Genomic DNA, 25,416 nt, shown 5'->3' with positions numbered 1-25,416 from the left:
CCGCCGAGCGAGACCACCGCGATGCGGCGGAGGGGGCGCGAGCGCCGGGAGCGGGCGATCTCCTGGTGCAGCGCCCGGCGGGGCGCCTGGGGGGAAGGGGGATAGGTGGGCCGGATCTCCCTGACCTGGTCAAAGATGTCCATGAGCGGACTCCGTCTCTGCATAGCGGATGTGTGTGGTGGCCGAGCGGTGACGGCGGTGATATGTCGCTCGAAGATCTCGGCGAAGCGCTCCGCCGACGTGATCGAGTCGCGGATGATGTCGTTGTCGTAGGTCACAAGAGGTATCCGCATCCCGGCCGCATCCGGTTCCAAACCGGTCCGTGCGGCGCTGCCGCTTGACCTCAACATTACTTGAGGTCATACCGTGACGGAAGGCCGCCGAGCACCGGCGCCACGGAGGTGATCGACCTCCGCCGACGCTACAAAGGAATGCTCATGTCCTCACCACAGACGTCCACACCGGTCAGCGGGAGCTGGCGCGAGCTGCTGAGCAGTCGCTACGCCCCGATCGCCGCCGTGCTCGCCGGCGGCGTGCTGCTCGAGGCGAGCAACGTCTACCTCACCACGAGTCTCCTGCCCACGATCGTCGGCGACATCGGCGGGGCCGAGTTCTACGCCTGGACGATGATGACCTTCCTGCTCGCGTCGGTCGTGAGCGCGATGCTCGTGAGCCGCATCCTCACCCGTCAGGGCGCCGTGCGGGCCTACCTGCTGGCGCTCGGGCTGTTCGCCCTCGGCTCGCTCCTGTGCGCGGTGAGCCCCTGGATGTCGGCGCTGCTCGTCGGGCGCGCCGTGCAGGGGCTCGGCGGCGGCCTGCTCGCCGGTCTCGGCTATGCGCTCATCCAGCGTGCCCTGCCGGAGCGGCTCTGGGCCCGCGGCGCTGCTCTCGTGTCGGCCATGTGGGGCGTGGGCAACATCGTCGGCCCCGTCGTCGGCGGGATCTTCGCGCAGCTCGACGCGTGGCGCGCGCCGTTCGTCGGACTCGCCGTCCTGTCGGCGCTGATCGGACTGGTCGTGGTCCGCGCGCTGCCGCAGACCGCCCGTGCCCGCTCGAGCGAGTCGGTGCCGTGGGGGTCGCTGGTGCTGCTCGCCGGCGGAGTGGCGGCGGTCGGGGTCGCCGGCGTCGTGCCCGCGGGTGTCGGCACGGGCGTCGCGCTGGTCGTGGGCGTCGTGCTCGCCCTGTGGTTCGTGCGGCACGAGAAGCGCAGCCGCGTCGGGATCCTCCCCCGGGTCACGTTCGTGCGCGGCTCCTCCCTCGGGTGGGTGTACCTGACGGTCGCGGTGCTGGCCTTCGCGATCGGCACGGAGGCGTTCATCCCGCTCTTCGGGCAGGAGATCGGGGGACTGATGCCGTTCGTCGCCGGGCTGCTCGGCGCGGCGCTGTCGCTCGGGTGGTCCGTCACGCAGATGTTCACCGCGAACGCCACGGGGGTCCGGTCCCGGCGGGTGCTCATCACGGTCGGCCCGCTCACGGTCGCGCTCGGGCTCGCCGCGTACGGGCTGCTCCAGCACGAGGGGCCGTCGGCACTCGTCGTCGCGCTGTGGTTCGTCACGCTGTTCGTCGCCGGCGCGGGGATCGGCCTGGGATTCCCGCACCTCACGGTCGCGGCGCTCGGCAGCACGCGCGATGAGGAGGAGGGGGCGAAGGCGGCGGCCGCCGTCAACACGGTGTTCCTCATCGCGAGCGCCTTCAGCGCGGCGATGGCGGGCGTGCTCGTGAACCTGGCGCTGCCCGACATGGTCGGCTCAGCGCGGCTGCTGATGCTGACCTTCGCGGTCGTGTCCGTGCTCGGCATGATGCTGGCGCGCGGAGCGAGCTGGGGCATCGGGCTTCGCGCGGACGCAGACGACGCGGACGACGCGACGCCCGCCACCACGGCGGTCCCGCGTCGGGCGCCGGACGCGGGGTGACCGGCGTCCGTCGAGGTGATGGGGCGGTGGCGGCGGGCGGCGATGGGTATCGTCGAGGCGAGGACGCCGATGTCCCGCCGCGGGAGGAATCATGGAACGGGTCGACACGGTCGTGGTCGGAGCCGGGGTCGCGGGACTGACCGCGGCACGGCTGCTGCAGGACGCCGGGCGCACGGTGGTCGTGCTGGAGGCTCGGGACCGCGTCGGCGGTCGCGTGCACACGGATCGGACGGACGGCGCCACCGACCTCGGCGCCTCGTGGATCCACGGCGTCGACGGGAGCCCGGTGGCGGCGGCGGCCGCGGCCTTCGGCATGCGCACGGTCGAGTTCACGGTGGGCGGCTACCAGGTCGACGGTCGTCCGATCGCGAACTACGGCGTGGACGGGCGGCGGCTGCCCGATGAGGCAGCCCGTGCCTTCGCGGCCGACGTGCACGCGGTCGATGCCGTCCTGCCCGAGGTCATCGCGGCGTCGGCGCCCGAGGCCTCGTACCGCGAGGCCACGGAGGAGGCCCTGGCGCGGCAGGGGTGGGATGCGGATCGCACCCAGCGCGTGCGCGAGTATCTGGAGCACCGCGCGGAGGAGCAGTACGGCGCGTGGATCGAGGACCTCGCGGCGCACGGGCTCGACGACGACCAGATCGACGGCGACGAGGTCGTGTTCCCCGACGGCTACGGCGCGCTGCCCGAACGGCTGGCGCAGGGTCTCGACGTGCGGCTCGGCCACGTGGTGACGGGCGTCGACTGGACCGACGGGGTGCTGGTGCACACGGGGCGCGGCGTGTTCGCGGGCGACACCGCCGTGGTGACGCTGCCGGTCGGGGTGCTCCACTCCGGGGCGGTCGACATCGTGCCCCCGCTGCCTTCGGCCAACGCCGACGCGCTCGGACGGCTGCGCATGAACGCGTTCGAGAAGGTGTTCCTGCGCTTTCCCGAGCGGTTCTGGGACGAGGGCGTCTACGCCATCCGGCAGCAGGGCCCGGAGGGCCGCTGGTGGCATTCCTGGTACGACCTCACCGCAGCGCACGGGCGTCCGACGCTGCTGACCTTCGCGGCGGGGCCGGCGGCGACCGCGACGAGGGACTGGGCAGACGAGCAGGTCGTGGCCTCGGTCATGGCGCAGCTGCGGCGGCTGTACGGCGACCGGGCCGTGGAGCCGGTGGCCGTGCACCGCACCGCGTGGCAGGACGACCCGTTCGCGCACGGCTCGTACGCGTACATGACGCTCGGCTCCACGACCGCCGACCACGACGATCTCGCGACGCCGATCGGGGGCGTGCTGCACCTCGCCGGGGAGGCCACCTGGACAGATGACCCCGCGACCGTGCCGGCCGCGATGCTGTCCGGTCACCGCGCCGCCGAGCGCATCCTGGGCGCGGCCGTCCCGATCGAGCGGCTCTGGGCCGACTGACCCCTGGGTGCTCGACGGGCGGGCTCGTGCTCGCGGGAGTGTGGGGCCTGGCGCGACGGCGGTCAAGCCCCTGCGCTCGGCCGTGGTCGCGCGCGTAGCGTCGGGGCACCAGACAGAGGAGGCACGACATGAGTGATCCGCAGAACACGCAGGGCACGCCGGGGGCCGACGAAGAGGCCGACACCGCCTCGGGTGGCGCTCCCGACGAGGGCGGCGAGACGACGGACGAGGTGCTGGAGCGCGAGACCACCGACGACGAGGGGCGCCCGCTCGACAACCCGTCGGGCGGCTGACCCCGCGGGGGCGGCGGGTCAGGATCGGTCCAGGTGGCCCGGGTTACCCTCGGGTCATGCGCCGATTCGCCGTCGTCCCCCTCCTCCTCACCGCCGGGCTCCTCGCGGGCTGCTCGCAGGTCACCCAGGCGGCCGGCGACGCCCTCGGGGTCGATGTGCAGGGCGCGTGCGCCACGATCGACGACGCCTACGCGCAGTACCAGGGTCTGCTCGACCAGGGTGGGGCGACCGCAGAGCAGGCGGATGCCGCGCGCGATCGGCTGGTGGCGACGCTCGACGATCTGGCGGCCGGGATCGACGGCCACCTGGGGGACGTGATCGCCTCGGGTGCCGATCAGATCGATGGACTGGGAGACCTCCAGTCTCCGGAGACGATCCAGGCCGTGGAGCAGTTGCACGAGTCGCTGGGGGCGTTCTGCGGCTGACGCGGACCGGGCTCCCGGGATAGTTGCGTTTTCGCAACCATCGGCGTATGGTTGATCTCGATCAACTTTCTACGCAGGAGCGTTCCCCCTTGTCACACACCTCTTCTTCTCCGGCCGACGCCACGCGCTCGGCCCGCGAGGTCTTCACCGCGATCTCCGGCCTCATCGTCGGCATGTTCGTCGCCGTGCTCTCGGGCACCGTGGTGTCGACCTCGATGCCGGTCATCATCGCCGACCTCGGCGGCACGCAGTCCCAGTACACTTGGGTCATCACCGCGAGCCTGCTGGCCACCGCCGTCTCCACCCCGATCTGGGGCAAGCTCGCCGACCTCGTCGACCGCAAGGTGCTCATCCAGATCTCGCTGATCCTCTTCACGGTCGGCACCGTGATCGCCGGGTTCTCCACCGACACGAACATGCTCATCGCCGTGCGGGTGATCCAGGGCATCGGCGTCGGCGGGCTCATGTCGCTGGTCATGATCGCGGTCGCCCTCATCATCTCGCCGCGCGAGCGCGGCAAGTACATGGGCGTCGTCGGCGGGATCATGGCCCTCGGCACCATCGGCGGCCCGCTGCTCGGCGGCGTCATCACCGACGCGTGGGGCTGGCGCGCCAACTTCTTCGTCGGCGTCCCGTTCGCGATCGTCGCGCTCGTGCTGCTGCAGTTCACGCTGCACCTGCCCAAGCCGCAGCGCGACACGAAGGTGTCGATCGACTACTTCGGCATCGTGCTCCTGGCCGTGGGCGTGTCCAGCCTCCTCATCTGGGTGTCGATGGGTGGCAACCAGTTCGACTGGGACTCCTCGACGAGCATCGTGCTCGCCGTGATCGCCGGCGTCGCCATCGCCGGGTTCGTGGCGGTCGAGTTCTTCGTGAAGGAGCCGATCGTGCCGATGTCGCTGTTCCGCAACCGCACGTTCACGCTGTCGGTCATCGCCTCCATCGCGATCGGCGTCTCGATGTTCGCCACCTCGGTGTTCCTCGCGCAGTACTTCCAGCTCGCCCGTGGCGCCACGCCCACCGAGTCCGGCCTCATGACCATCCCGATGATCATCGGGCAGATGGGTGCGTCGATCATCATCGGCCAGCTGGTCAGCCGCTTCGGCAAGTGGAAGGGCTGGATGCTCACGGGCTCCGTGCTCGCCACGGTCGGCGTGAGCCTCATGTCCACGCTGCGCTACGACACCCCGTTCATCCTGGTCGCCGTCTACATGTTCGTGCTCGGGGCCGGCCTCGGCATGGTCATGCAGAACCTCACCCTCATCGTGCAGAACGACACCGATCCGCGTCAGCTCGGCGCCGCGTCGTCGAACGTCAACTTCTTCCGCACGATCGCCGGCACCATCGGCGTGACCGTGATGGGATCGCTGCTCTCCTCGAGCGTCGCGACGTACGTCAAGGACGGGCTCGAGGGCTTCACCCCGTCGAGTCAGGCGGAGGTCGACGCGCTGAAGCACCTCGCCTCGGGCGACGTGCCGAAGGTGGGCCAGCTGCCCGACGCCATCCGCTCCATCGTCGAGAGCGCCTACGGCCACGGCATCGCCGACGCGTTCATCATCGCCATCCCGCTCGCCGTGATCTCGATCATCGCGATCGCGTTCATCAAGAACAAGCCGCTGTCCACCAAGAACGCCGCGGAGCAGCTGCGCGAGCAGGCCGAGGAGTCGGTCATCGAGGTGTCGGAGGCCGAGGTGGGCGCCTCGCTCTCCACGGGCACGATCCGTACCACGCGGGCCGAGCCGGCGACCACCACGGGAACGGTGGGCGTGCTCGAGCGCGAGGATCGGACGCGGGAGCGCTGAGATGATCGCCCCCGACGCGGTCGGCACTGCCGACGTCGACACGGCGCTCAGCGACCTGCAGGCGCACCTCAACCTGATCTTCGCGCGGACCCGGTCGCTGTGGAAGGAATCCGCAGCCCGGGTCCACCCGGAGCTCCCGGTGGCGGGGTACAAGCTGCTCACGTTCATCGACAGGGCCGGGTCGGCCAATGCGCACGAGCTCGCCGAGCGCTTCGACATGGACAAGTCGGTCGTCAGCCGCCAGGTGCGGATGCTCGAGGAGCTGGGGCTGCTGGACTCCCACCCCGACGAGCGTGACGGCCGGCTGCGGGTGCTCACCGCGACCCCGGGGGCGTGCACCGCGCTCGCCGAGGTCCGTCGCGAGTACGGCACCCGGCTGCGGGCCGTGATCGACCAGCTCACGCCGCGCGAGATCGAGGCCGCGTCGAAGGCCTTCCGGCTGCTGTCGGAGGTGTGACGACGCCCGCCGGAAGCCCCGCCACCCCGGAGGTGGCGGGGCTTCGCCGTACACTGGCGGCATGAGGTGTCGTCGGGCTACGGCTCTCGCTCTTCACGCTCGCGATCATCGCGTCGTCGACGCATGTCGGTGGCGAGTTCCCAGAAGAGGAACGCGAAGATCGGGCTCACCGACAGTGCTCCGAGCCATTCGGGCGCGCCGTCATCGCGTATGTAGAGGATGTTCCCGATGACGGCGACGAGGAGCGCCCCGGCGAAGAGCGCCGAGCGTGCGGGCGAGAAAAGCACCCGCATCCGCGTGCGTAGCGATTTTCGGTAGGAGTTCTCCGTCATCGGCATGCGTACGTTCCGTACCAGGGCACCACGATGCTGACCCCGGGAACGTAGGTGAGGAAGCCCTCGAGGCAACGCTTTGGCGTCGAATTCTGTGCCACACCGGCAGTGTAGATGGCGGGCGAGCTCGTGAGTAGGCAGCCATCCCCGAGGATGGCAGCGCCGGCGGCACCCGCGAGAGCCCCACCGGCGGACGCGCACACCCCGGTCATTCCCGCCGAGCCCCAACCGCCGTTCGCGATGGTGGCCGTCTCTGCGCGGTTCCACCGTACTCGCACCTGTAGCGGCCCCGAGAAGCCCCACTTTGGATCTGCGACGACGGGGAACCTCGCTCCGGCGGTGTCGACTGTCTGCCTCAAAACGCCGTCAGCGAGTGCATACGCGGTCGGCACTGATCGTCCATCCGCGTCGATCGCCCACGCGGGCTCGATCTTGCCGACGACGGTGGCGACCGTGGTGGAAACTGCGTCAAAATCACCCACGGAGGATCGAGTGAGAAGCACGCTGCCGTCCTGAAGAATCTCCCCGTTCACGCCAGGGGGCAACCGATAATCGAAGGTGCTGGTCTGAGTCTTGTCCCAGAGCACGGTCGAGATTCGGACGCCGTCGTTGAGCGGTGCCACCGTCACGTCGGGCTGCCCGTCCTTACCCACGTACACAGTGCTGCCGTCAGCGGCGACCACGCCGCTTTCAAGCGAGAGTTGAGTGGGGCTAGAAACGGCATACTCCGAGCCGTCGGGAGTATGGACTGCAATTCCGTCGGAAGCATGGTCGGGGACCGCCACCTCGACCGTCGAGGGTGTCCCGGTGGGTGTGGCACTAGCACCAGCCGCATCTGCGGCCCTCTCAACGAGGGACGAGATGTGATCGGGAGTAGCTGCGTCATGGGTCGGATCGTCGTCGGCGGCCGCTGGCGACGCGATGCTCATCAACCCAACGGTCGACGCGACCACAATCGACGCGGCGGTGAAGGTGCTCTTTCGGTTGATCACCTGATGTCCATCCTCTCAGTCCCGCCGATAAAATGTTACGTGTGACCACCGTGCCACTCATCGCTGCTCCTTGTCCCCCCTACGGTGGACAAGGAGCACGCCACCATCGCGGCACCACCCTGTGTGACGACGCCCGCCCGAAGCCCCGCCACCCCGGAGGTGGCGGGGCTTCGCCGTACACTGGCGGCATGAGTGCCCCGTCCGACCCCGCCCCCGGCGAGGGCGCCGTCGACACCTCCGCGTCGTCGGAGATCGACGTCGATCACGCCGCCGTGGTGCGCGTCGAGCACGAGCTCGGGCGACTGATCGCCCGCATCCGCGTCGCCTGGCGCGAGGCCGCGGTGACGGTGCATCCCGAGCTGCAGCCGCTCGGCTATCAGGTGCTCACCTCGATCCTGTCGGGCAAGGCGGCGACGGCCGGTGCCCTCATCGAGCGGCTCCAGACCGACAAGTCCGCCGTCAGCCGGCAGGTGCGGCAGCTCGAACAGCTCGGGCTCGTCGAGAGCATCCCCGACCCGGAGGACCGTCGTGCCCGTCGGCTCGTGGCGACGCCCCTCGCGCAGGAGCGGGTGGCACTCGCGCGTTCCCGCTACGAGGGGCGGATCGGCGAACGACTGCGGAAGTGGTCGACCGCCGATCTCGACCACTTCGCGACCCTGCTGGCCGACCTCGGCGGCGGCTGAGCGGGAATACCGCGGGCGCTGCGGGGATTGGTCCCCACTGTGACTCTTTACGACCCCGCCATCCTCGGCGCCCTGCCGCTGTCCAACCGCGTCGTCATGGCGCCCCTCACGCGCACCCGCGCCGGCGCCGACGGCGTGCCGACGCCGGTCATGGAGGAGTACTACCGCCAGCGGGCCGGGCAGGGCCTCATCGTCTCCGAGGGCACCTGGCCCGCCCGTGAGGGCATGTCCTACCCGGGTCAGCCGGGCATCGTCACCCCCGCCCAGATCGAGGGGTGGCGTCGCATCACCGACGCCGTCCACGCGGCCGGCGGCACGATCGTGATGCAGCTCATGCACGGCGGACGCGTCGGGCACCCCGCCATCTCGGGTGAGCCGCGCGTCGTGGGGCCGAGCGCCCTCGCCGCCCCCGGCCAGACCCGGACGCCGGAGGGGAAGCGCGACCTTCCCGTCGCGCACGCGCTCACGCTCGACGAGATCCCCGTGGTCGTGGAGCAGTTCGCGCAGGCCGCGCGCAACGCGGTCGCCGCGGGCTTCGACGGGGTCGAGGTGCACGGCGCGAACGGCTACCTGGTGCACGAGTTCCTGTCGCCGGTGTCGAACGTGCGCGACGACCGCTACGGCGGGTCGCCCGAGAACCGCGCGCGCTTCGCGATCGAGGTCACGGCGGCCGTCGCGGCCGCGGTCGGCGCGGACCGCACGGGTATCCGCCTGTCGCCGCAGCACGGCATCCAGGGTGTTCTGGAAGACGACGCGGATGACGTGCGGGCCACATACACCGCGGTCGCCGAGGGGCTCGCGCCGCTCGGCCTCGCGTTCCTCGACGTGCTCCACGCCGAGCCGTCGGGCGACCTCGTGCAGCACCTCCGCCGGGTGGCGGGCGCGCCGCTGATCGTCAACACGGGCTTCGGCGTGCCCACCACGCGGGAGTCCGCGGAGGAGCTGGTGGCGGAGGGGTGGGCCGACGCGGTCGCGGCGGGCCGCCCGGTGATCGCGAACCCCGACCTGGTGGAGCGCTGGCGCACCCGCGCGGAGCTGAACGAGCCGCGTCCCGAGCTCTTCTACGGCTCCACGGCCGAGGGGTACGTGGACTACCCGTCGCTCGAGGGCGTGCGCTCCGAGAACTGACGGCGGGAGGGGTCGGCGTCAGGCCGGCCCCTCCTCCTGCTCGCGCCGCGCGGCCGCCTCGCGCATCCGCCGCCGGATGCGCAGCGCGATGAAGACCACGAGCAGCACAACGATGGCGCCGACCGCGATGTCGGAGAGCAGGCCGCTCCACTGCTCCAGGATCGGGCGGATCGCGGGGCCGAACGCGAAGCCCAGGCCGATCCAGATGCCGTTCCACACCGCCGACCCGACCGTGGTGTAGAGCGTGAAGCGCCACAGGGCCATGCGCTCGATGCCGGCCGGGATGGAGATGAAGGAGCGCACCAGCGGCACGCACCGGCCGAGCAGCACCGCGCGGCCACCCCACCGCTGGAAGAACGCCTCCGCCTTGTCGAAGTCGTCGTGGTCGAGCAGGGGGATGCGACCGACGAGATGTCGTGTGCGGTCCCGGCCGATCGCGGCACCGATCGCGTACCAGATCCAGGCCCCGACGAGACCGCCGATCGTGGCGGCCGCCCAGGCGCCCCACGCGCTCATGCGTCCGTCGTACGCGAGGAAGCCGGCGGCGGGGAGGATCGCCTCCGAGGGGATCGGCGGCACGAAGGTCTCGATGAGCACGGCCAGCCCGACGCCGACCTCGCCGAGCGACTCGATCAGGCTGAGGACCCAGCCGATGAAGCCCTCGTATCCGGACTGGGGGGCGGCGAGGGCGAGGGTGCCGTGGGTCATCGTGTCCTCTGTCGGGGGATCGCGGTGATCGTGCGGGGGTCCCCTGCACGGTATCGCCCCTCCCTGGACTCCACCTGCGCGGGTGCCGCACGCTCGCGCGTCCTGTCAAGGTGCTGGTGCGCGCAGGTCCGGTCGGCCGATGCTGGGACATCCGACCCCGAGGAGGAGACATGTCCGATCAGCGACGCGACGAAACGACCGGGTTCCACGGTGAACCGCCGACGGCGAACAACGGCGAGGGCGACGCCCCGGAGGTCGACGTCACCGACCTCGGTGAGGAGGAGCGGGAGGACGGCGTGGAGGTGGACGACCGCCCCTAGCCGACTTTGACATAGGTCAATATCTGGCCTACGGTCGAGGCATGGCCTCGGAAGACTCGCGCGATCCCCTCCACGACCGGATCGCCGGGTCGACTGCCGCTGAGATCTCCGACAGCATCCGCGACCTCGTCGAGCGCGGCGCCCTCGCCGCCGGCGACCAGCTGCCTTCCGTGCGCGCCCTCGCCGAGCGCCTCGGCGTCAACCGCAACACGGTGCTGGCGGCCTATCGGGCCCTCGTCGTCGCGCGCATCGCGGCCACGGGCGGGCGCACCGGCACCACCGTGCTCGGCCCGGGGACCGGTCCCGACGAGGGTTTCACGCCGGGCACCGTGCTGCGCGACATCGGCAGCGGCAACCCGCAGGCGGCGCTGCTGCCCGACCTCGCCGCGGCGTTCGCGACCGTGCGCCCCGAGCACGTGCTGTACGGCGAGTCCGTCATCGACCCCGAGCTCGCCGAATGGGCGACCACGTGGATCGCCGAAGACCACCCGCGCCCGTTCCGGCTCTCGGTCACGGCGGGGGCGGTCGACGCGGTCGAGCGGCTCCTCGCCCAGACGCTCGTGCAGGGTGACCGCGTCGGGCTGGAGGACCCGTGCTTCCTCTCCAGCATCCAGACCGCGCGGCTCGCGGGGTACGCCCCCGTCGCCATCCCGGTCGATGCCGAGGGGATGACGGTCGACGGCGTGCGCGCGGCCCTCGACAGCGGGGTGCGCGCGATCGTCTGCACGCCCCGCGCCCACAACCCGACGGGCGCGAGCATCACCCCCGCGCGCGCGGCCGAACTGCGCGCCGTGCTCGCCCCCTACCCGCACGTGCTGCTGATCGAGGACGACCACTTCTCGCTGCTCGCCCCCACGCCCTACGCCAGCATCATCGCGCCCACCCATGAGCGCTGGGCCCTGGTCCGTTCGGTGTCGAAGTTCCTCGGACCCGACCTGCGTCTCGCTGTCACGGCGTCCGACCCGGTCACGGCCGGACGCCTGGCCCTGCGACTGAGCCCCGGCACGATGTGGGTCAGTCACGTGATGCAGCGTCTCGCCGCCGGCATGCTGCGCGATGTCGATGTGCGGGAGCAGATCGCCAGGGCCGGCGCGCACTACGCCGCCCGCCACGCCGACTTCGTCGCACTGCTACGCGAGCGCGGGATCGCGGCCGACGACGGGGCCGGGCTCAACGTGTGGCTCGACGCGCACGACGATGCCGCGCGCGCGGCCGAACGTCTCGCCGCGCGCGGCTGGCTCGTGCGCTCGGGAGCAGACTTCGCGCTCGAGCACGGGGGGCCGGGCGCCCGCCACCTCCGCCTCACGGTGCACGACCTCGACGACGACGACCTGCAGCGCCTGGCCGACGATGTCGCGGCGGTCGTCACGGTCGCGGGGCGGGAGTCCGCGGGATGACCGGGGTGCTGCGCGTCGGGCGCTCGTCGCGGCTCGACGGCGTGCAGTACGACCTGCGCGGCACGGTGGCCGCGCGGGCCGCGGAGCTCGAGGCCCGCGGCGAGGAGATCCTGCGGCTCAACATCGGCAACCCCGCGCCCTTCGGGTTCGAGGTGCCGACGGTGATCGTGGAGGCGCTGCGGGCCGCCCTGCCGCACGCGCACGGATACTCCGAGTCGCTCGGCCTGGTCGAGACCAGGGAGGCGATCGCGGCGCACTACGCCCGGCGCACGGGCTTCCCGCGGGTGGACCTCGACGACGTCACGGTGGGCAACGGCGTCTCCGAGCTGGTCGGCCTCGTGCTGCAGGCGCTGCTCGAACCCGGTGACGAGGTGCTCGTGCCGAGTCCGGACTACCCGCTGTGGACGGCGTCCACGGTGCTCGCCGGGGGCACCGCGGTGCACTACCCCTGCGTCGAGGAGGAGGGCTGGCTGCCCGACCTCGACGCGATGGCCGCGCTGATCGGCCCGCGCACGGTGGCCATCGTGGTCATCACCCCGAACAACCCCACGGGCGCGGTGTACGACCGGCGCACGCTGGAGGGCATCGCCGAGCTGGCGCGACGGCACGGGCTCCTGCTGCTGTCCGACGAGATCTACGACCGGGTCGTCTATCCCGGGCACGCGCACCTGTCGATGGCGGCGGTCGCGTCGGATCAGCCGTGCGTGACGTTCGCGGGACTGTCCAAGACCCATCGCGTCGCCGGGTACCGCGCCGCGTGGGCGGTGACCTGCGGCTTCGCGCCCGACGACCCGTTCCTGTCCGGACTGCGGCTGCTGGCCTCGCTGCGCATGTGCGCCTCCGTGCCGGCGCAGCACGCGATCACCGCGGCGCTGGAGCACGACACCTCGCTCGACGCCCTGGTCGCCGCCGACGGCAGGCTCACGGTGCAGCGCGACGCCGCCACCGCCGCGTTGCGGGCGATCCCCGGTGTCGAGGTGACGGAGGCGGGCGGCGGGCTCTACCTCTTCCCGCGGCTGGACCCCGCGCGCTACCCGGTGCTCGACGACGAGCGTCTGGTGCTCGACCTGCTCGACGCGGAGGGGATCCTCCTGGCGCACGGCCGCGGGTTCCACTGGCCGCGGCCCGACCACCTGCGGATCGCGTTCCTGCCGGAGGCGCCGGTGCTGGTGGATGCACTGCGGCGCTTCGGCGGGTTCCTCCAGGGCTACTCTCCGCCGGGGAGCTGACGCCGTAGAGGCCCGGTGGAGTGACCGAGTGGCCAGGTCGCGGTCCGCAAGACCGTGTACGCAGGTTCGATTCCTGCCTCCACCTCCAGACCGGCTCGCCCGAGCCGACCCAGACGACGAAGGACACCGCCATGCACGACCAGCTCATCCCCGCCGCGAAACCCCTGATCGGCGATGAGGAGGTGGCTGCGGTCGAGCGGGTGCTGCGCAGCGGCATGCTCGCGCAGGGCGCCGAGGTCGCGGCGTTCGAGGAGGAGTTCGCCGCCCAGTTCCTCCGCGGGCGCACGACCGTGGCCGTGAACTCCGGGACGAGCGGGCAGCTGCTGGGACTGATCGCGGCGGGCGTCGGGCCGGGGGATGAGGTGATCGTGCCGTCGTTCACGTTCGCCGCCGTCGCGAACTCGGTCGTGCTCGCCGGCGCCACCCCGGTGTTCGCCGACATCGAGCCCGTGCACTTCACGCTCGATCCGGAGCACGTGCGCGCACTCGTCACTCCGCGCACGAAGGGCGTCATGCCGGTGCATCTGTACGGCCACCCGTTCCTGGTCGACGGGATCGAAGAGGTCGCCGCGGCGCACGGCCTCGCGATCTTCGAAGACGCCGCGCAGGCCCACGGCGCGTCGTGGCGGGGTCGCCCTGCCGGCACGATCGGGTCGTTCGCGATGTTCAGCCTGTACCCCACGAAGAACATGACGGCGATCGAGGGCGGCATGGTCGCCTGTGCGGACGAGGGCATCGCCCGCCGTGTGCGGCTTCTGCGCAATCAGGGCATGGAGACGCAGTACGCCAACGAGATCGTCGGCTACAACAACCGCATGAGCGAGGTGCACGCGGCGGTGGGCCGGGTGCAGCTGCGCAAGGTCGCGGCCTGGACGGCGCAGCGGCAGCGCAACGCTGCCGTGCTCGACGCCGCGCTCGACGGCATCGACGGGCTCACCGTGCCGCGGGTCGCGGAGGGGGCGGAGCACGTGTACCACCAGTACACCGTGCGCATCGCGGACGGGGAGCGCGACCGCGTGCGCGAGGCGCTGCGCGAGGAGCACGGCGTGGGCACGGGCGTGTACTACCCGATCCCGAACCACCGACTGCCGTCTCTCACGCGCTACGCGCAGGGCGTGGAGCTGCCGGAGACCGAGCGGGCCGCGGCCGAGGTGCTGTCGATCCCCGTACATCCCTCGCTCACGGAGGGCGAGCTCGACCGCGTCGTCTCCGGGCTCACCGCCACGATGTCGGCGGGCGGATGAAGCTACGCGGCGAGACCGAGCCACGCACGCGGCGAGTGGCCGAGACGCTGCGTGAACACCCGGGAGAACGCGGAGGCACTCGCGTAGCCGAGCTCCGCGGCGACCGCGCTGACCGTCATGCCCGCCCGGAGCTGTTCCTGCGCGATCGTGAGCCGCCACTCGGTGAGGTAGTCGCCCGGCGCCCGGCCGACGACCTCTTTGAAGCGGGCCGCGAAGGCGCTGCGCGACAGGGCGGCGCGGCGGGCGAGGGCCTCCAGCGTCCAGGCCTCTCCGGGGGCCTCGTGCATCGCGACCAGGGCGGGGGCGAGCCGCTCGTCGGCGAGGCCCGGCAGCAGCCCGGGCGGCAGGGCGAGGCCGTCGGGGTGGTCGAGCATCCACCGCAGCAGTTGGATCAGCACGACCTCGAAGAGGCGGTCGGCGAGCAGCGGGCGACCGCAGCGGACGTTGTCGACCTCGGCGAACAGCAGGTCGAGCGCGGGGGAGAGGGTGGCGACCTCGTCGAGGGGCAGCACGATCACGGGCGGCAGCGTGCGGACGAGGGGGTGGGTGGCACCGCCGTCGACGTCGATCGTGGCGCACGCGAAGTCGGAGTCCGCGGTCGGGGCGTTGAGGAACGTGTGGTCGAGCGGGCGGGGGAAGAACAGCAGGCTCGGGCGGGTGATGCGCTCGCGCGCACGGCCGCCGTCGACGCGCGGATACGTCAGCTCCAGTTCGCCGCGGCGCAGCACGTGCAGGAACCCCTGTCCTCGGCTTGCCGCGAACTCCGTGGTGCCGCACAGGGGCCCGGTGTGGAAGAGCCGCGTGCGCACGCGGAACCGATCGAGCAGGGGTGTGAGGCGGTCGAGGGGTGGCACCTCTCCATTCTCTGGACGATCTGCGGTGAATGCAAGACCAGATGATGCGTATCGTCCGGGGGATTCGAGAAGACTGAGGGCGGGTCGACACCCGGCCCGATCGAACAAAGGAGCATCCCGTGCCCAATGTCCCTCTCATCGACCGTGACGCCGCCACCGGACCCGTCAAGGACCAGCTCGACCAGATCGGTGCCGCGTTCGGCGCGGTCCCCGCCATGTTCCGGGCCGTGGCGAACTCCCCGGCCGCGCTGACCAGCATGTGGAGCGCGTTCGGCGCCTACGGGGGCGGTTCGCTCGGAGCCGCGCTCAGCGAGCAGATCGCGGTGGCCGTCGCCAACCGCAACTCGTGCGGCTACTGCCTCGCGGCGCACACCGCGCTGGGCAAGAAGGCCGGGCTCTCCGCCGACGCGCTCGCCGCGGCGCAGGAGGGCACCTCGGAGGACCCGCGCACCGCGGCCCTGCTGACCTTCGCGCTCGCGGTGGTCGAGCAGCGCGGGCAGGTGAGCTCCGCCGAGGTCGACGCCGTGCGCGCCCAGGGCTGGAGCGACGAGGAGATCGTCGAGACGATCGGCCAGGTGGCGCTCAACCTGTTCACGAACTACGTGAACCTCGCGCTCGACGTGCCGATCGACTTCCCGACGGTGCCGCTGCGTCGCGCCGCGTGACGACACGGGAAGGGGCCGGATCCGCGGGGGATCCGGCCCCTTCTCAGTGCGCGGGCTCGACCTCGTCGAGCCAGGTTCCGATCGCCGTACGCGCGCGGTGCTCGAGTCGGGGGCCGTGCGCGGCCGCCTGTCTCCGGATCGAGCGGGGGTCGATGCCGCGGTGGTGCAGCTCGTGCGCATGGCCGATCAGCCAGCGCTCGATCGTGCGGTGGTCGGCCTCGACGTGGAACTGCAGCCCGAGCGCACGACCCCGCGAGAACGCCTGGTGCGGGAAGCCGGGCGTGCGGGCGAGGTGGCGCGCGCCCGAGGGGATCTCGAAGGCGTCGCCGTGCCAGTGCAGCACGGGCTCGCCGTCCAGCGCCGACAGCGGTGAGGTGCGCCCGTCCGGGGTGAGGTCCACGGGCGCGTACCCGATCTCGACGCCGCCCGTCGGGGCGACCCGAGCCCCCAGCGCCTCGGCGAGCACCTGGGCGCCGAGGCAGATCCCGAGCGTGGGACGGTCCGCCGCGAGTCGTGCCGACAGGGCGTCCTTCGTGGGGGCGAGGAACGGGTAGCGGTCGTCGTCGTACACGCCGATGGGGCCGCCGAGCACCACCACCAGATCAGCCGAGGCGACCTCGGCCCGGTCGAGTTCGTCGACGCCGGCGTCGTGATACCGGACGCGGTAGCCGCGCTCCTCCAGCAGCGGCGCGAGGATGCCGAGGTCTTCGAACGCGACATGGCGCAGAGCGAGGGCGGTGCGCGTGAGGGTCGATGCGCTCATGGGTCTCCTGGTCGGGTGGGAGTCGCGGTCAGCCGAGTGCGGCGAGGGCGTCGTCGATCACGCTCACCGCCGTGTCGAGTTGCGCGTCGGTCGTGGTGAGCGTGGGGAGGAAACGGATGACGTTGCCGTCGCTGCCCGCGGTGAGGAGCAGGATGCCTCGCTGCGCGGCGAACTCCGCGATGGCCGTCGCGGCACCCGCGAGGGGCCGCGTGGTGCCGGGCTCGCTCAGCTCGAACGCCTGCATCGCCCCGATCCCGCGGACGTCGCCGATGATCCGGTGGCGCGACGCCAGCTCGGTCAGCCGTGCCCGCAGGTGCGCGCCGATGCGGTCAGCGTCGTCGAAGAACTCGCCCTCCGCGAGCTCGTCGAACACCGCGACGGCCGCGGCGATCGACACGGGGTTGCCGCCGAACGTGCCGCCGAGTCCGCCGGGGTCCGGTGCGTCCATGATCTCGGCGCGGCCGGTCACTCCCGCGAGCGGCAGTCCGGCCGCGATGCCCTTCGCGGTGAGCACGAGGTCGGGCACGAGGCCGAAGTGCTCGCTTGCGAACCAGGTGCCCGTGCGGCCCAGGCCGGTCTGGATCTCGTCGGCGATGAAGACCACGCCGTGGCGCGTGCACCACTCCTGCAGCGCGGGCAGGTAGCCGTCGGCGGGCACGACGAAGCCGCCCTCGCCCTGGATGGGTTCGGCGATGACGGCGGCGAGGTCGCCCGCGCCGATCCGCTGCTCGAGGTAGCCGATCGTGCGGGCCGCCGCCTCGGCGCCGCTCAGGCCGTCGCGGTACGGGTAGGAGTTGGGGACGCGGTGCACATCGGGCGCGAACGGGCCGAAGCCCGCCCCGTACGGCACGGCCCGGTGGTTCATCGCGAGCGCCAGGTTCGTGCGGCCGTGGAACGCGTGATCGAGAGCGGCGACGGCGCGGCGGCCGGTGTGCCTGCGGGCGATCTTCACGGCGTTCTCGACGGCCTCGGCGCCGGAGTTCGCGAGCATCGTGCGCTTCTCGTGGTCGCCGGGGGTGTGCGCGGCGAGCAGCTCCGCGAGGTGCACGTAGCCCTCGTAGGGGGTGACCGTGAAGAGGGTGTGGGTGACGCGGTCGAGCTGATCCGCCGCCGCGGTGACCGCCGCGCGGTTGGTGTGCCCGATCGTGGTCACGCCGATGCCGCTGCCCAGGTCGAGGAAGCGGTTGCCGTCGACGTCGGTGACCCACGGACCGTCGGCGTGCTCGATGTAGACCGGCAGCACGCTGCCGACGCCGCGGGGCACGACGCGCAGGCGCCTCTCGTGCAGCGCGCGACTGCGGGGGCCGGGCACCTCGGTGCGCAGGCGCGGGGTGATCAGGGCGGTGTCGGAGAACAGGCCGGGCACGGTCATGGGCGGACTCCTTCGGAGGGAGGGCGACGGCCGGCGGGCGCGCGGCGTGACTCGAAGCTATGTTAGATTTTGGCCTATGTCAAAGTCAGTCGACGAGGAGAACACCTCCGCCCGCTACCCCACGGCCACCACCGTCGCCGACTTCCGAGCCAACGTCGCCGCCGTCCGGGCGCGCATCGACGCCGCCGCCGACCGCGCCGGGCGCGATGCCGCGAGCGTGCGGCTGCTGCCGGTCAGCAAGACCGTGCCGACCGAGCGGGTGCGCATCGCGATCGACTCCGGGCTGCGGCTCCTCGGCGAGAACAAGGTGCAGGAGGCCGTGCGCAAGCACCGTGAGACGGAAGACCTCGACGTCTCGTGGGCGATCATCGGACACCTGCAGACCAACAAGGCGCGCGATGTCGCCGCGTTCGCGCACGAGTTCCAGGCACTCGACCGGCTCCGGGTCGCCGAGGCGCTGGACCGAAGGCTGCAGGCGGCCGGTCGCGGTCTCGACGTATTCGTGCAGGTGAACACCTCCGCGGAGGACTCGAAGTTCGGCATGCCGCCCGCGGAGCTGTCCGGGTTCCTGAAGGCACTGCCGGTGTACTCGTCGCTGCGGGTGCGCGGGCTCATGACGCTCGCGATCCTCACCCCGGACGAGACCAGGGTGCGCGCGTGCTTCCGCGTGCTGCGCGAGCTCCGCGACCGCGCCAGGGCGGACGATCCCGACCTGATCGGCGACGGGGAGCTGTCGATGGGGATGTCGGGCGACTACGAGATCGCGGTCGAGGAGGGGGCGACGTGCGTGCGGGTCGGGCAGGCGATCTTCGGCGCGCGCGCCCTGCCCGACAGCTACTACTGGCCGGAGGGCTGACGCGGCCCCTCGTCGTCGGTCCGGAAGCCGGCCGCCTTGTGAGTGCCGTCGCAGAACGGCTTCACGGCGGACAGGCCGCAGCGGCACAGCGCGACCGTGCGGCGGCCGGGGTCGATCAGCGCGCCGTCCGCGGACCGCAGCTCGATGTCGCCGCGGACGAGCAGGGGCCCGTCCGGGTAGGGGGTGACGGTGACCGGCTCGTCGCGACCACTCATGACGACTCCTGCCCGCGCAGCGCCGAGGCGCCGGTCGCCCAGGCGTCGAGCATGTGCTGTCCCGCCCAGCCGTCCACGGTGAGGCACGCGGCGGCCCCGAACACGATGTCGCCGAGCACCTCGGGGCGATCCTCCGCCAGGCTGCCGGCGAGGTCGCGCGCCGCGATCTGCTCGTGCACCGCGTCGGCCTCCACGTGCTCGTCGAAGTAGGCGGCCACCTCGTCGGTGAAGCCGAGGCGCCGTAGCCCGTCCGCGTAGAAGCGGCACGGGATCGACGACGTCATCTCGTACGCGGCGAGGTGCCCGACGATGGCGCCGACCAGCCGGCGGTTGAGCCCGAACAGGGTCATCAGATTGTGCGAGGCGAGCGTGATCGCGGGGGCGTCGTCGACGTAGGCGCCGTACGTGTCGTCGAGGTCGGCGGCCCGCATGGCCCTGGCGTACAGCTCCGCGTGCACGCGCTGCGGCCGGCCGCCGCCGTACTCGTCCGACTGGATCTCGACGAGGGCCGCCTTCGCCCGGCCGGTCAGACGCGGGATCGCCCACGAGTGCGGGTCGGCTTCGCGCAGCGTGTAGATCGAGCGGAGGATCAGCGACTCCTCCGCCTGCTCCCGCGTGGCCGTCTTGGCGATGTAGCGCGCCACGCTCGGTCCGGTGTCGGCGGCGGCGAGCGCGAACAGGGCCCGGCCTACCGCGTCGACCGTCGGCTCGGGCAGCTCCGGCACCGGCACGGTCTGGCGCAGGGCCGCCTCGAACGCGTCTTCCAGGAGGCGGCGGGCGGTGATGACGCCCGCGTCCCACTCCCGCGATGCGTCGAGCGCGGGAAGCGATCCGTACGACGACGCGTACAGCACGAACAGGGCGAGCTGGATGTCGTCGTCGCGGACGACGTCGGTGGTCTCGGCCACGGCGGTCGCCGCGAGCTCCGGCAGGTCGACGCTGTCGTCGCCGTGGACGAGGCAGGAGAGCACGGCGGCCGACAGCGGGCCGCGCGGGGAGAATCCGACGGCGGTGTCGGTGTCGAGGGTGGAGACGGTCATGTGGAGGGGCTCCCATCGGATCGATCACCGGCATCATCGCGCGGGCGCGCGAACGGAGCCAGGGACTTGACGCCGAGCCGTCGGGGAGGCATGCAGCGACCGCGCTCCTGCGCGCGGACGTCTCGTGCTCTCAGCCGCGACCGGGCACGGGCGGGGCCGGAGCCGGGGCGCCCTCCGCGGAGGCCGTCGGGTCTTCGGACGGGTTGCGACGGATGCCGATCCACGACACCACGCCGCCCAGCACCAGGAGCGCGGCCGTGACCCAGGCGGCGCTGTGGAAACCGTCGAGGTCGAGGGCGCCGCCGACGATCGTCGACAGCATCGCCACCACCAGGAGTCCGGCCACGCGCGAGACCGCGTTGTTCACGGCCGAGGCGATGCCCGAGTGGTTCTCGTCGATCGCGCCGAGGATCGCGGCCGTCAGCGGAGCGACCGTGAGCGAGAGGCCCAGCCCCATCACGACCATGGCGGGAAGCACCTGCCACCAGTAGTCGAACTCGGCGGACACGGTCAGCAGCATCAGCGCACCGGCCGCCATGATCAGCGGACCGATCGTCATGAAGATGCGCGGACCCCAGCGCCCCGCCCACCCTCCCGCGCGCGAGCTCACCAGGATCATGAGGCTCGTCATCGGCAGGCTCGCGAGACCCGCGGCGGTGGCACTGAGCCCGGCGCCCTGCTGCAGGTACACCCCGACCACGAAGCCGTTGAGCGAGAGCGCGGCGTACACGAACAGCGTCGCGAGGTTGCCCCAGCCGAAGTCGCGCACGCGGAACAGCCACAGCGGCATGAGCGGGGCGGCCGAGCGGCGCTGGCGCAGCAGGAACGCCGCGAACAGGGCGGCGCCCGCGACCGCGGGGACCCAGATCGCGGGCGAGCCCCATCCGAGGTTCGGCTGCTCGATCAGGGCGAACACGACCGCGCCGAGTCCCACGGCGCACAGCGCACCGCTCCACCAGTCCACCCCGACGCCGCGGGGCCGCTCGGGCAGCTGGAGTCGAGCCAGCAGCAGCAGCGTCACGCCGATGGGCAGCACGTTGATGAGGAACACGAACCGCCACGACAGGAAGTCGACGAACAGCCCGCCCAGCAGCGGCCCGACGAGCTGCGCCGCGGTCGTGAAGGCCGTCCAGACGCCGATGGCCCTCGCCTGCACGTCGCCGCGCATCGTGGCCGTGATCAGTGCCAGGGAACTCGGCACGAGCAGGGCGCCCGCCGCGCCCTGGGCCGCGCGGGCGACGATCAGCATGAGCGGGTCGACCGCCGCGGCGACCGCGATCGACGCGATGCCGAACGCGATCAGGCCGATGCGCATGACCACCACCCGGCCATACGCGTCGGACAGCGACCCCGCCAGCAGGATCAGCGCGCTCAAAGTGATGAGGTAGGCGTCGACCACCCACTGCTGCGTGGTGATGCCGCCGCCGAGCTCACGGCTGATGGCGGGCAGCGCGACGTTCACCACCGTGCCGTCGAGGAAGGTCACGAAGGACGCGAGCACCGCGATCGCGATGACGAGCCGCTGGAGGGGGGCGAAGGAGGCCACGAGCCGACCCTACTCCCGGCCGCGGACGCCGGGGCGGATCAGGCCGACGCGGTCTCCGTCCCCGCGCGGAGCAGTTCCGTGAGCCCCTCGCGACCGCCGTCGCGGTAGGCGGTCCGCTGCCGCTCGGCGCCGGTTCCCTCCGCGCGCAGGCGTCCCAGGGCCTCGTCGACCGTGGCCTCGTCACCGAGCTGCTGCAGCACCGGGCGGATATCGGCGAGCAGGCCCTCCGCGACCGCCCACGCGTCGGCGACCTCGCCCGACAGCGGGTCGACGATGCGTGCGCCCATCCCGGCCCGCGCCGCCGTCCACACCGACGCGTCCAGGGCGTCGATGCGTTCCTCGGCCAGCCGCTGCTCGGTGCTCAGCGCGATCGCCCGGCACAGCAGCGCCGACAGCACGGCATCGTCGGCGGTGAGCTGCGCGTCGGCGATCCGTGCCTCGACGGTGGGGTATCGCTCGGACAGCCGCACCGCCCACGACAACGAGCTGGCCTCGCCGATCGTGCCCAGGGCGAGCAGTTGCCCGACCCGGGCGCGGTAGTCGTCGAGGTCGTGGAACCGCGGCGGGCACCACGATGAGGGCAGTCGCCGGATGAGCATGCTCCGCCAGCTCGCGAAGCCCGCGTCGAGGCCGTGGGCGAACGGGCTGTTGGCGCTCAGCGCGAGCAGCAGCGGGAGCCAGCCGCGCAGGCGGTTGAGCGCGCGCACCCGTTCCTCCTCGTCGAGCACCTCGACGTGCACGTGCAGGCCGTTCACCTCGTGCTCGCGGGTCAGGTGCGCGAGCCGCCGGGCCACGTCGTCGTAGTGCGGTGACGGGGAGAGCCGGGGCGAGCGCGCGGTGGTGAACGGGCTCCCGGTCGGGGCGGCCACCGCGTGGAGGGCGCGTGCGTGCTCGCCCAGCAGGCTGCGCAGGCCACGCAACTGGCGCCGCGCCGCCTCCGCGGTCGACACCGGCTCGGTGAGGCACTCGAGCTGCGACGCCAGGTACTCCGTGGTCACCCGCCCGGTCAGCGAGCGGTCGCCGATGCGCTCCAGGACGTCGCCGGACAGGCCGACCGGCAGCAGCGAGTTCTCATCGAGCAGGAGGAACTCCTCCTCGATCCCGAAGCGCGCCATCCCGCCTCAGTGGTCGCGCAGAGCGGAGATGAGCTCCGCCTTGCGCTTCCCGCTGTAGCCGGTCAGTCCGATCTCCTTGGCCCGCTTGCGCAGTTCGGCGACCGTCCAGTCCTCGTAGTCGCCGTGCTTCCCGCCCCGGCGGCCGACCGTGCTGCGGCCGTCCCTGGCGGCGGCGTTGGAGATGCGTGCAGCCTTCTCCTTCGAGGCTCCGTCGTCGCGGAGCTCTTCGTACAGCTCCGGGTCCTTCAGGGAGTTGTTGCGTGCTCCTGGCATTGCTCTGCTCCTTCGCGCACTCGGAGGGTGGAAGTCAACCCCCTCGAACGAGGGTGTCCGTGCGGTCTAGCGTGAGGGCACCGCAGTCGGGCGCCCGCGCCCCCAGAGAAGGGAAAGACCGATGAACATCCTCCTGATCATCGTCATCGTCATCGCCGTGATCCTCGCGATCACCGGAGGACTGGTGCAGTCGCTCCAGTTCCTGCTGTGGGTCGGTCTGGTGCTCCTGGCTATCGCCGTGATCGCCTGGCTGATCCGAGCGATCAGCGGCAGCCGCAAGGTCTGACCCGTGTGCGGAGGGGGAGGCTCGCCGGTCCGGCGGGCCTCCCCCTCTTCATGGGATCAGCGGGGCGGGATCAGCGGTCGAACGCGTCCCGGACGCTGTCGCCGGCCTTGCCTGCGGCGTCCTTCACGTTCTCGCCGGCCTGCTTGGCGTCGGCCTTCACCTGATCCGCCTGGCCCTCGGCCTCGAGCTTCTCGTTGTCGGTGAGCTTGCCCACGCCCTCCTTGACCTTCCCGCCCAGCTTCTCGGCGGAGTTCTTGATGTCGTCTGCGCCACTCATGTGGGGCTCCTCTCCTCGGCGGATCGATTGCTCTCCGAGCCTCGCATCGGCCGCGACGAGGGTCCACGGGATTGACAATCGCTCCCTGCCGTGTCAGCGTTCCGCCCCCATCGACGCGAGCCCCCGCAGCGGCTAGCCTGGCGCCAGGCGGGTGGTCCTGCCCGCTGTCCTCGACGAAGGGAGCGGAGCCCGATGGACGCGACGATGATGGGCGCGATGTCGAAGAGCATGGAGTCGATGCCCGACATGGCGATGATGGACATGGCGGTGCTGCAGGCCTGCATGGACGCGTGCGCCGCGTGCGAGCAGGCGTGCACCGTGTGCTCGACGCAGCTGATGGACTGCGCGCCCGCGTGCATGAACTGCGCCGACATGTGCCACACGATGATGCGGTCGATGCTGCGGATGCAGGGCATGACCCCCGCGACGATGATGGCGATGCTCGACGCGTGCATCGCCATGTGCCAGATGTGCATGGACGAGTGCATGCAGCACGCCGATCACAGCGACGTCTGCCGCCTCTGCGCGCAGGCGTGCCAGGCGTGCATGAACGCGTGCATGGCCGTGCGCGACATGATGATGGCGAGCGCCTGACGCGGCAGGACGGTCGCCGTCAGACGGTGGCGACGTTGAAGCGCGCGTCTCCCACGGCCAGCACGCCGTAGGGGAGGTGGAGGGCGACGGGGGTGCCGACGGCCGCTTCGAGCGCGGCGCCGGAGCCGTTCCACAGCGCGTGCGCGGTGCCGTCGAGGGTGCGCACGACCAGGTCGCCGGTCACCGGATCGGCGGACTCGACCAGCGCGTCCGCCCAGTCGGCGGGCGTGGCGGCGGCCAGGCGTGCCTGGATCAGGTGCAGCGCGTGTCCCGGTGCGATCGAGGAGCAGCGGCCACCCGCGCGGCACATGCACGTCGCACGCTCGCTCACCTCGAGGGGTGACAGGCGGTGGGGCGACGTGGACACGGTGGTCTCCTTCGGTTCGGCGTTCCGGCCACAGTAGGCGGCGCGGGCGGCGGGACGCGAGGGCGGGCGACATCGGGCGAAACAATCGGGTGTAGGCTCGCCGGGTGCTGTCGTCGATGAGCGCCCTCGGGGCGCGGAGCGGAGCCGCAGGCGCGTTCAGCGCCGCGGGCAGAGGCTGAGGACCGGCCGGAGGCGGAACCCCCGTCCCCGGTGCTGCACCGTACCCGGCTCCTGTCCGGGGTCCTCCACCTGAACCGACTCGCCGCACGGCGACCGTCCGAAAGCACACACCCATGCGTCCCCTCGACGAGCGCGACATCCGCGCCTCCTTCCTCAACGCCTCCCGCAAGGAGGTCTCCGACCTCACCCTGCCCGCCGGTTTCGCCGACATCGACTTCGATCGGCTCGATTTCCTCGGCTGGACCGACCCCAAGCAGCCCCGTCGCGCCTACGTCGTGACCTGGGTCGACGATGCCCCGGTGGGCGTGCTGCTGCAGCGCGCCGAACAGCGGGTGCTCGCCCGCGCCCAGTGCTCGTGGTGCGAAGACGTGACCCTCCGCAACGACGTGCAGCTGTTCGTCGCCCGCAAGGCCGGTCCGGCCGGACGCAAGGGCGACTCGGTCGGCGTGCTGGCCTGCGCCGGGTTCGAGTGCAACCGCTCGGTGCGGATGCTGCCGCCCCTCGCGTACCAGGGCTACGACCGGGAGCTCGCGCGCGACCTGCGGATCGTCCGGCTGCAGGAGCACGTCACCGGGTTCCTGGCCGAGGTGGCCGGGACCGCCTGAGGCCGTGGGCGGCGGGCCGGTGCGTCCTCAGCGCCGGTCCGCCACCGCCGGGTCCGGGGTGTCCGCCCGATCCA

General features: G+C 71.9%; 31 protein-coding genes and 1 tRNA gene. 18 read left to right on the top strand and 14 right to left on the bottom strand.

Annotation, left to right across the window (positions count from 1 at the left end; translation table 11 throughout):
• Window positions 1-278: hypothetical protein (locus DW309_RS05510; protein ID WP_136044800.1), on the bottom strand; the 278-nt coding region annotated here is incomplete at its 3' end.
• Between the two features lie 159 nt (window positions 279-437).
• Between DW309_RS05510 and DW309_RS05505 the strand changes: the two genes are divergently transcribed.
• From DW309_RS05505 to DW309_RS05485, 6 genes are all read left to right on the top strand, one after another.
• Window positions 438-1,913, top strand: coding sequence for an MFS transporter (locus DW309_RS05505; RefSeq protein ID WP_136044799.1), 1,476 nt, complete (start codon window positions 438-440; stop codon window positions 1,911-1,913).
• Window positions 1,914-2,004: 91 nt separating this feature from the next.
• Window positions 2,005-3,324 (top strand): flavin monoamine oxidase family protein, encoded by a 1,320-nt coding sequence (locus DW309_RS05500; RefSeq protein ID WP_136044798.1) that lies wholly within the window; start codon window positions 2,005-2,007, stop codon window positions 3,322-3,324.
• A gap of 128 nt (window positions 3,325-3,452) precedes the next feature.
• On the top strand, window positions 3,453-3,617 hold the full coding sequence (locus tag DW309_RS19395) for a hypothetical protein (RefSeq protein ID WP_168387187.1): 165 nt from the start codon (window positions 3,453-3,455) through the stop codon (window positions 3,615-3,617).
• A gap of 56 nt (window positions 3,618-3,673) precedes the next feature.
• Window positions 3,674-4,042: a hypothetical protein gene (locus tag DW309_RS05495; RefSeq protein WP_136044797.1), complete on the top strand. Its 369-nt coding sequence runs from the start codon at window positions 3,674-3,676 to the stop codon at window positions 4,040-4,042.
• Between the two features lie 173 nt (window positions 4,043-4,215).
• Window positions 4,216-5,844, top strand: a complete 1,629-nt coding sequence (locus tag DW309_RS05490; protein WP_372490598.1) for an MFS transporter — start codon at window positions 4,216-4,218, stop codon at window positions 5,842-5,844.
• Window position 5,845: 1 nt separating this feature from the next.
• Complete coding sequence (locus tag DW309_RS05485; protein WP_136034793.1) at window positions 5,846-6,301, top strand: MarR family winged helix-turn-helix transcriptional regulator; 456 nt, start codon at window positions 5,846-5,848, stop codon at window positions 6,299-6,301.
• Between the two features lie 77 nt (window positions 6,302-6,378).
• Here DW309_RS05485 and DW309_RS05480 read toward each other — a convergent pair whose 3' ends face one another.
• Both DW309_RS05480 and DW309_RS05475 read right to left on the bottom strand, forming a co-directional pair.
• Window positions 6,379-6,639 carry a hypothetical protein gene (locus DW309_RS05480; RefSeq protein WP_168387186.1) on the bottom strand — a complete coding sequence of 87 codons (261 nt, stop codon included), beginning with the start codon at window positions 6,637-6,639 and terminating at the stop codon, window positions 6,379-6,381.
• Window positions 6,630-7,625, bottom strand: coding sequence for a hypothetical protein (locus DW309_RS05475; RefSeq protein WP_136044795.1), 996 nt, complete (start codon window positions 7,623-7,625; stop codon window positions 6,630-6,632). Before DW309_RS05475 ends, DW309_RS05480 begins: the two co-directional genes overlap by 10 nt.
• A 188-nt stretch (window positions 7,626-7,813) precedes the next feature.
• Between DW309_RS05475 and DW309_RS05470 the strand changes: the two genes are divergently transcribed.
• A complete protein-coding gene (locus DW309_RS05470) occupies window positions 7,814-8,308 on the top strand; it encodes a MarR family winged helix-turn-helix transcriptional regulator (protein ID WP_136036657.1) in 495 nt (164 codons plus the stop codon).
• Window positions 8,309-8,347: 39 nt separating this feature from the next.
• On the top strand, window positions 8,348-9,436 hold the full coding sequence (locus tag DW309_RS05465; RefSeq protein WP_136044794.1) for an alkene reductase: 1,089 nt from the start codon (window positions 8,348-8,350) through the stop codon (window positions 9,434-9,436).
• Between the two features lie 18 nt (window positions 9,437-9,454).
• Here the strand turns inward: DW309_RS05465 and DW309_RS05460 are convergent, their stop codons facing one another.
• The gene (locus tag DW309_RS05460) at window positions 9,455-10,144 is read right to left on the bottom strand and encodes a DedA family protein (protein WP_136044793.1); all 690 of its coding nucleotides are present in this window, start codon (window positions 10,142-10,144) and stop codon (window positions 9,455-9,457) included.
• Window positions 10,145-10,314: 170 nt separating this feature from the next.
• Here DW309_RS05460 and DW309_RS19390 point away from each other — a divergent pair, with 170 nt between their 5' ends.
• The 5 genes from DW309_RS19390 to DW309_RS05440 all read left to right on the top strand — a co-directional run bounded on the left by DW309_RS19390 (window position 10,315) and on the right by DW309_RS05440 (window position 14,334).
• Complete coding sequence (locus DW309_RS19390) at window positions 10,315-10,464, top strand: hypothetical protein (protein ID WP_168387185.1); 150 nt, start codon at window positions 10,315-10,317, stop codon at window positions 10,462-10,464.
• Window positions 10,465-10,505: 41 nt separating this feature from the next.
• Window positions 10,506-11,861, top strand: coding sequence for an aminotransferase class I/II-fold pyridoxal phosphate-dependent enzyme (locus DW309_RS05455; RefSeq protein WP_136044792.1), 1,356 nt, complete (start codon window positions 10,506-10,508; stop codon window positions 11,859-11,861).
• A complete protein-coding gene (locus DW309_RS05450; protein ID WP_136044791.1) occupies window positions 11,858-13,090 on the top strand; it encodes an aminotransferase class I/II-fold pyridoxal phosphate-dependent enzyme in 1,233 nt (410 codons plus the stop codon). Before DW309_RS05455 ends, DW309_RS05450 begins: the two co-directional genes overlap by 4 nt.
• Window positions 13,091-13,104: 14 nt before the next feature.
• A tRNA-Cys gene (locus tag DW309_RS05445) sits at window positions 13,105-13,178 on the top strand.
• 43 nt (window positions 13,179-13,221) lie between these two features.
• Window positions 13,222-14,334, top strand: coding sequence for a DegT/DnrJ/EryC1/StrS family aminotransferase (locus tag DW309_RS05440; RefSeq protein ID WP_136036661.1), 1,113 nt, complete (start codon window positions 13,222-13,224; stop codon window positions 14,332-14,334).
• A gap of 2 nt (window positions 14,335-14,336) precedes the next feature.
• Here the strand turns inward: DW309_RS05440 and DW309_RS05435 are convergent, their stop codons facing one another.
• Window positions 14,337-15,188, bottom strand: coding sequence for an AraC family transcriptional regulator (locus tag DW309_RS05435; RefSeq protein ID WP_136044790.1), 852 nt, complete (start codon window positions 15,186-15,188; stop codon window positions 14,337-14,339).
• A gap of 119 nt (window positions 15,189-15,307) precedes the next feature.
• On the opposite strand from DW309_RS05435, the gene DW309_RS05430 reads away from it, so the two are divergent.
• The gene (locus DW309_RS05430) at window positions 15,308-15,853 is read left to right on the top strand and encodes a carboxymuconolactone decarboxylase family protein (RefSeq protein ID WP_136034809.1); all 546 of its coding nucleotides are present in this window, start codon (window positions 15,308-15,310) and stop codon (window positions 15,851-15,853) included.
• Between the two features lie 43 nt (window positions 15,854-15,896).
• Here DW309_RS05430 and DW309_RS05425 read toward each other — a convergent pair whose 3' ends face one another.
• The gene (locus DW309_RS05425) at window positions 15,897-16,616 is read right to left on the bottom strand and encodes a glutamine amidotransferase (protein ID WP_136044789.1); all 720 of its coding nucleotides are present in this window, start codon (window positions 16,614-16,616) and stop codon (window positions 15,897-15,899) included.
• A 28-nt stretch (window positions 16,617-16,644) separates the two neighbouring features.
• On the bottom strand, window positions 16,645-17,988 hold the full coding sequence (gene gabT / locus DW309_RS05420; protein ID WP_136044788.1) for a 4-aminobutyrate--2-oxoglutarate transaminase: 1,344 nt from the start codon (window positions 17,986-17,988) through the stop codon (window positions 16,645-16,647).
• A 76-nt stretch (window positions 17,989-18,064) separates the two neighbouring features.
• Here gabT and DW309_RS05415 point away from each other — a divergent pair, with 76 nt between their 5' ends.
• Window positions 18,065-18,844 (top strand): YggS family pyridoxal phosphate-dependent enzyme, encoded by a 780-nt coding sequence (locus DW309_RS05415; RefSeq protein ID WP_136044787.1) that lies wholly within the window; start codon window positions 18,065-18,067, stop codon window positions 18,842-18,844.
• On the opposite strand, the gene DW309_RS05410 is transcribed toward DW309_RS05415, so the two are convergent.
• From DW309_RS05410 to DW309_RS05390, 5 genes are all read right to left on the bottom strand, one after another.
• Window positions 18,826-19,059, bottom strand: coding sequence for a CDGSH iron-sulfur domain-containing protein (locus DW309_RS05410; protein WP_136034818.1), 234 nt, complete (start codon window positions 19,057-19,059; stop codon window positions 18,826-18,828). The two genes, DW309_RS05415 and DW309_RS05410, sit on opposite strands and share 19 nt — an antisense overlap.
• Window positions 19,056-20,099 (bottom strand): iron-containing redox enzyme family protein, encoded by a 1,044-nt coding sequence (locus tag DW309_RS05405; protein ID WP_136044786.1) that lies wholly within the window; start codon window positions 20,097-20,099, stop codon window positions 19,056-19,058. The genes DW309_RS05410 and DW309_RS05405 overlap by 4 nt, the downstream gene beginning before the upstream one ends.
• 130 nt (window positions 20,100-20,229) lie before the next feature.
• Window positions 20,230-21,645: an MFS transporter gene (locus DW309_RS05400; RefSeq protein ID WP_136044785.1), complete on the bottom strand. Its 1,416-nt coding sequence runs from the start codon at window positions 21,643-21,645 to the stop codon at window positions 20,230-20,232.
• A 38-nt stretch (window positions 21,646-21,683) separates the two neighbouring features.
• Window positions 21,684-22,760, bottom strand: coding sequence for a carboxylate-amine ligase (locus DW309_RS05395; protein WP_136044784.1), 1,077 nt, complete (start codon window positions 22,758-22,760; stop codon window positions 21,684-21,686).
• Window positions 22,761-22,766: 6 nt separating this feature from the next.
• Window positions 22,767-23,033 (bottom strand): DUF7218 family protein, encoded by a 267-nt coding sequence (locus DW309_RS05390; RefSeq protein ID WP_136044783.1) that lies wholly within the window; start codon window positions 23,031-23,033, stop codon window positions 22,767-22,769.
• Window positions 23,034-23,154: 121 nt separating this feature from the next.
• On the opposite strand from DW309_RS05390, the gene DW309_RS19385 reads away from it, so the two are divergent.
• Window positions 23,155-23,319 carry a hypothetical protein gene (locus DW309_RS19385; protein WP_017829325.1) on the top strand — a complete coding sequence of 55 codons (165 nt, stop codon included), beginning with the start codon at window positions 23,155-23,157 and terminating at the stop codon, window positions 23,317-23,319.
• Between the two features lie 70 nt (window positions 23,320-23,389).
• On the opposite strand, the gene DW309_RS05385 is transcribed toward DW309_RS19385, so the two are convergent.
• Window positions 23,390-23,596: a CsbD family protein gene (locus DW309_RS05385; protein ID WP_136044782.1), complete on the bottom strand. Its 207-nt coding sequence runs from the start codon at window positions 23,594-23,596 to the stop codon at window positions 23,390-23,392.
• A 192-nt stretch (window positions 23,597-23,788) separates the two neighbouring features.
• Between DW309_RS05385 and DW309_RS05380 the strand changes: the two genes are divergently transcribed.
• On the top strand, window positions 23,789-24,190 hold the full coding sequence (locus tag DW309_RS05380) for a four-helix bundle copper-binding protein (RefSeq protein WP_136036669.1): 402 nt from the start codon (window positions 23,789-23,791) through the stop codon (window positions 24,188-24,190).
• Window positions 24,191-24,209: 19 nt separating this feature from the next.
• Here DW309_RS05380 and DW309_RS05375 read toward each other — a convergent pair whose 3' ends face one another.
• Window positions 24,210-24,557 carry a hypothetical protein gene (locus DW309_RS05375; protein ID WP_136034834.1) on the bottom strand — a complete coding sequence of 116 codons (348 nt, stop codon included), beginning with the start codon at window positions 24,555-24,557 and terminating at the stop codon, window positions 24,210-24,212.
• Window positions 24,558-24,850: 293 nt separating this feature from the next.
• On the opposite strand from DW309_RS05375, the gene DW309_RS05370 reads away from it, so the two are divergent.
• Window positions 24,851-25,342 (top strand): FBP domain-containing protein, encoded by a 492-nt coding sequence (locus DW309_RS05370; RefSeq protein ID WP_136034836.1) that lies wholly within the window; start codon window positions 24,851-24,853, stop codon window positions 25,340-25,342.
• The last annotated feature ends 74 nt before the right edge of the window (window positions 25,343-25,416 follow it).

Source organism: Microbacterium sp. K41 (assembly GCF_004794395.1).
In the GTDB taxonomy this organism is placed as follows: Bacteria; Actinomycetota; Actinomycetes; order Actinomycetales; family Microbacteriaceae; genus Microbacterium; species Microbacterium sufflavum.
Note: the sequence above shows the minus strand (reverse complement) of the source record. Positions and strands in the feature narration are given on the sequence as shown.

Excerpts from the sequence above, each read along its gene's own strand:
- DW309_RS05505 (WP_136044799.1), top strand. The coding sequence starts at position 438 with ATGTCCTCACCACAGACGTCCACACCGGTCAGCGGGAGCTGGCGCGAG.
- DW309_RS05500 (WP_136044798.1), top strand. The coding sequence starts at position 2,005 with ATGGAACGGGTCGACACGGTCGTGGTCGGAGCCGGGGTCGCGGGACTG.
- DW309_RS19395 (WP_168387187.1), top strand. The coding sequence starts at position 3,453 with ATGAGTGATCCGCAGAACACGCAGGGCACGCCGGGGGCCGACGAAGAG.
- DW309_RS05495 (WP_136044797.1), top strand. The coding sequence starts at position 3,674 with ATGCGCCGATTCGCCGTCGTCCCCCTCCTCCTCACCGCCGGGCTCCTC.
- DW309_RS05490 (WP_372490598.1), top strand. The coding sequence starts at position 4,216 with ATGTTCGTCGCCGTGCTCTCGGGCACCGTGGTGTCGACCTCGATGCCG.
- DW309_RS05485 (WP_136034793.1), top strand. The coding sequence starts at position 5,846 with ATGATCGCCCCCGACGCGGTCGGCACTGCCGACGTCGACACGGCGCTC.
- DW309_RS05480 (WP_168387186.1), bottom strand. The coding sequence starts at position 6,639 with ATGCCGATGACGGAGAACTCCTACCGAAAATCGCTACGCACGCGGATG.
- DW309_RS05470 (WP_136036657.1), top strand. The coding sequence starts at position 7,814 with ATGAGTGCCCCGTCCGACCCCGCCCCCGGCGAGGGCGCCGTCGACACC.
- DW309_RS05460 (WP_136044793.1), bottom strand. The coding sequence starts at position 10,144 with ATGACCCACGGCACCCTCGCCCTCGCCGCCCCCCAGTCCGGATACGAG.
- DW309_RS19390 (WP_168387185.1), top strand. The coding sequence starts at position 10,315 with ATGTCCGATCAGCGACGCGACGAAACGACCGGGTTCCACGGTGAACCG.
- DW309_RS05455 (WP_136044792.1), top strand. The coding sequence starts at position 10,506 with ATGGCCTCGGAAGACTCGCGCGATCCCCTCCACGACCGGATCGCCGGG.
- DW309_RS05450 (WP_136044791.1), top strand. The coding sequence starts at position 11,858 with ATGACCGGGGTGCTGCGCGTCGGGCGCTCGTCGCGGCTCGACGGCGTG.
- DW309_RS05440 (WP_136036661.1), top strand. The coding sequence starts at position 13,222 with ATGCACGACCAGCTCATCCCCGCCGCGAAACCCCTGATCGGCGATGAG.
- DW309_RS05425 (WP_136044789.1), bottom strand. The coding sequence starts at position 16,616 with ATGAGCGCATCGACCCTCACGCGCACCGCCCTCGCTCTGCGCCATGTC.
- gabT (WP_136044788.1), bottom strand. The coding sequence starts at position 17,988 with ATGACCGTGCCCGGCCTGTTCTCCGACACCGCCCTGATCACCCCGCGC.
- DW309_RS05415 (WP_136044787.1), top strand. The coding sequence starts at position 18,065 with ATGTCAAAGTCAGTCGACGAGGAGAACACCTCCGCCCGCTACCCCACG.
- DW309_RS05410 (WP_136034818.1), bottom strand. The coding sequence starts at position 19,059 with ATGAGTGGTCGCGACGAGCCGGTCACCGTCACCCCCTACCCGGACGGG.
- DW309_RS05405 (WP_136044786.1), bottom strand. The coding sequence starts at position 20,099 with ATGACCGTCTCCACCCTCGACACCGACACCGCCGTCGGATTCTCCCCG.
- DW309_RS05395 (WP_136044784.1), bottom strand. The coding sequence starts at position 22,760 with ATGGCGCGCTTCGGGATCGAGGAGGAGTTCCTCCTGCTCGATGAGAAC.
- DW309_RS05390 (WP_136044783.1), bottom strand. The coding sequence starts at position 23,033 with ATGCCAGGAGCACGCAACAACTCCCTGAAGGACCCGGAGCTGTACGAA.
- DW309_RS19385 (WP_017829325.1), top strand. The coding sequence starts at position 23,155 with ATGAACATCCTCCTGATCATCGTCATCGTCATCGCCGTGATCCTCGCG.
- DW309_RS05385 (WP_136044782.1), bottom strand. The coding sequence starts at position 23,596 with ATGAGTGGCGCAGACGACATCAAGAACTCCGCCGAGAAGCTGGGCGGG.
- DW309_RS05380 (WP_136036669.1), top strand. The coding sequence starts at position 23,789 with ATGGACGCGACGATGATGGGCGCGATGTCGAAGAGCATGGAGTCGATG.
- DW309_RS05370 (WP_136034836.1), top strand. The coding sequence starts at position 24,851 with ATGCGTCCCCTCGACGAGCGCGACATCCGCGCCTCCTTCCTCAACGCC.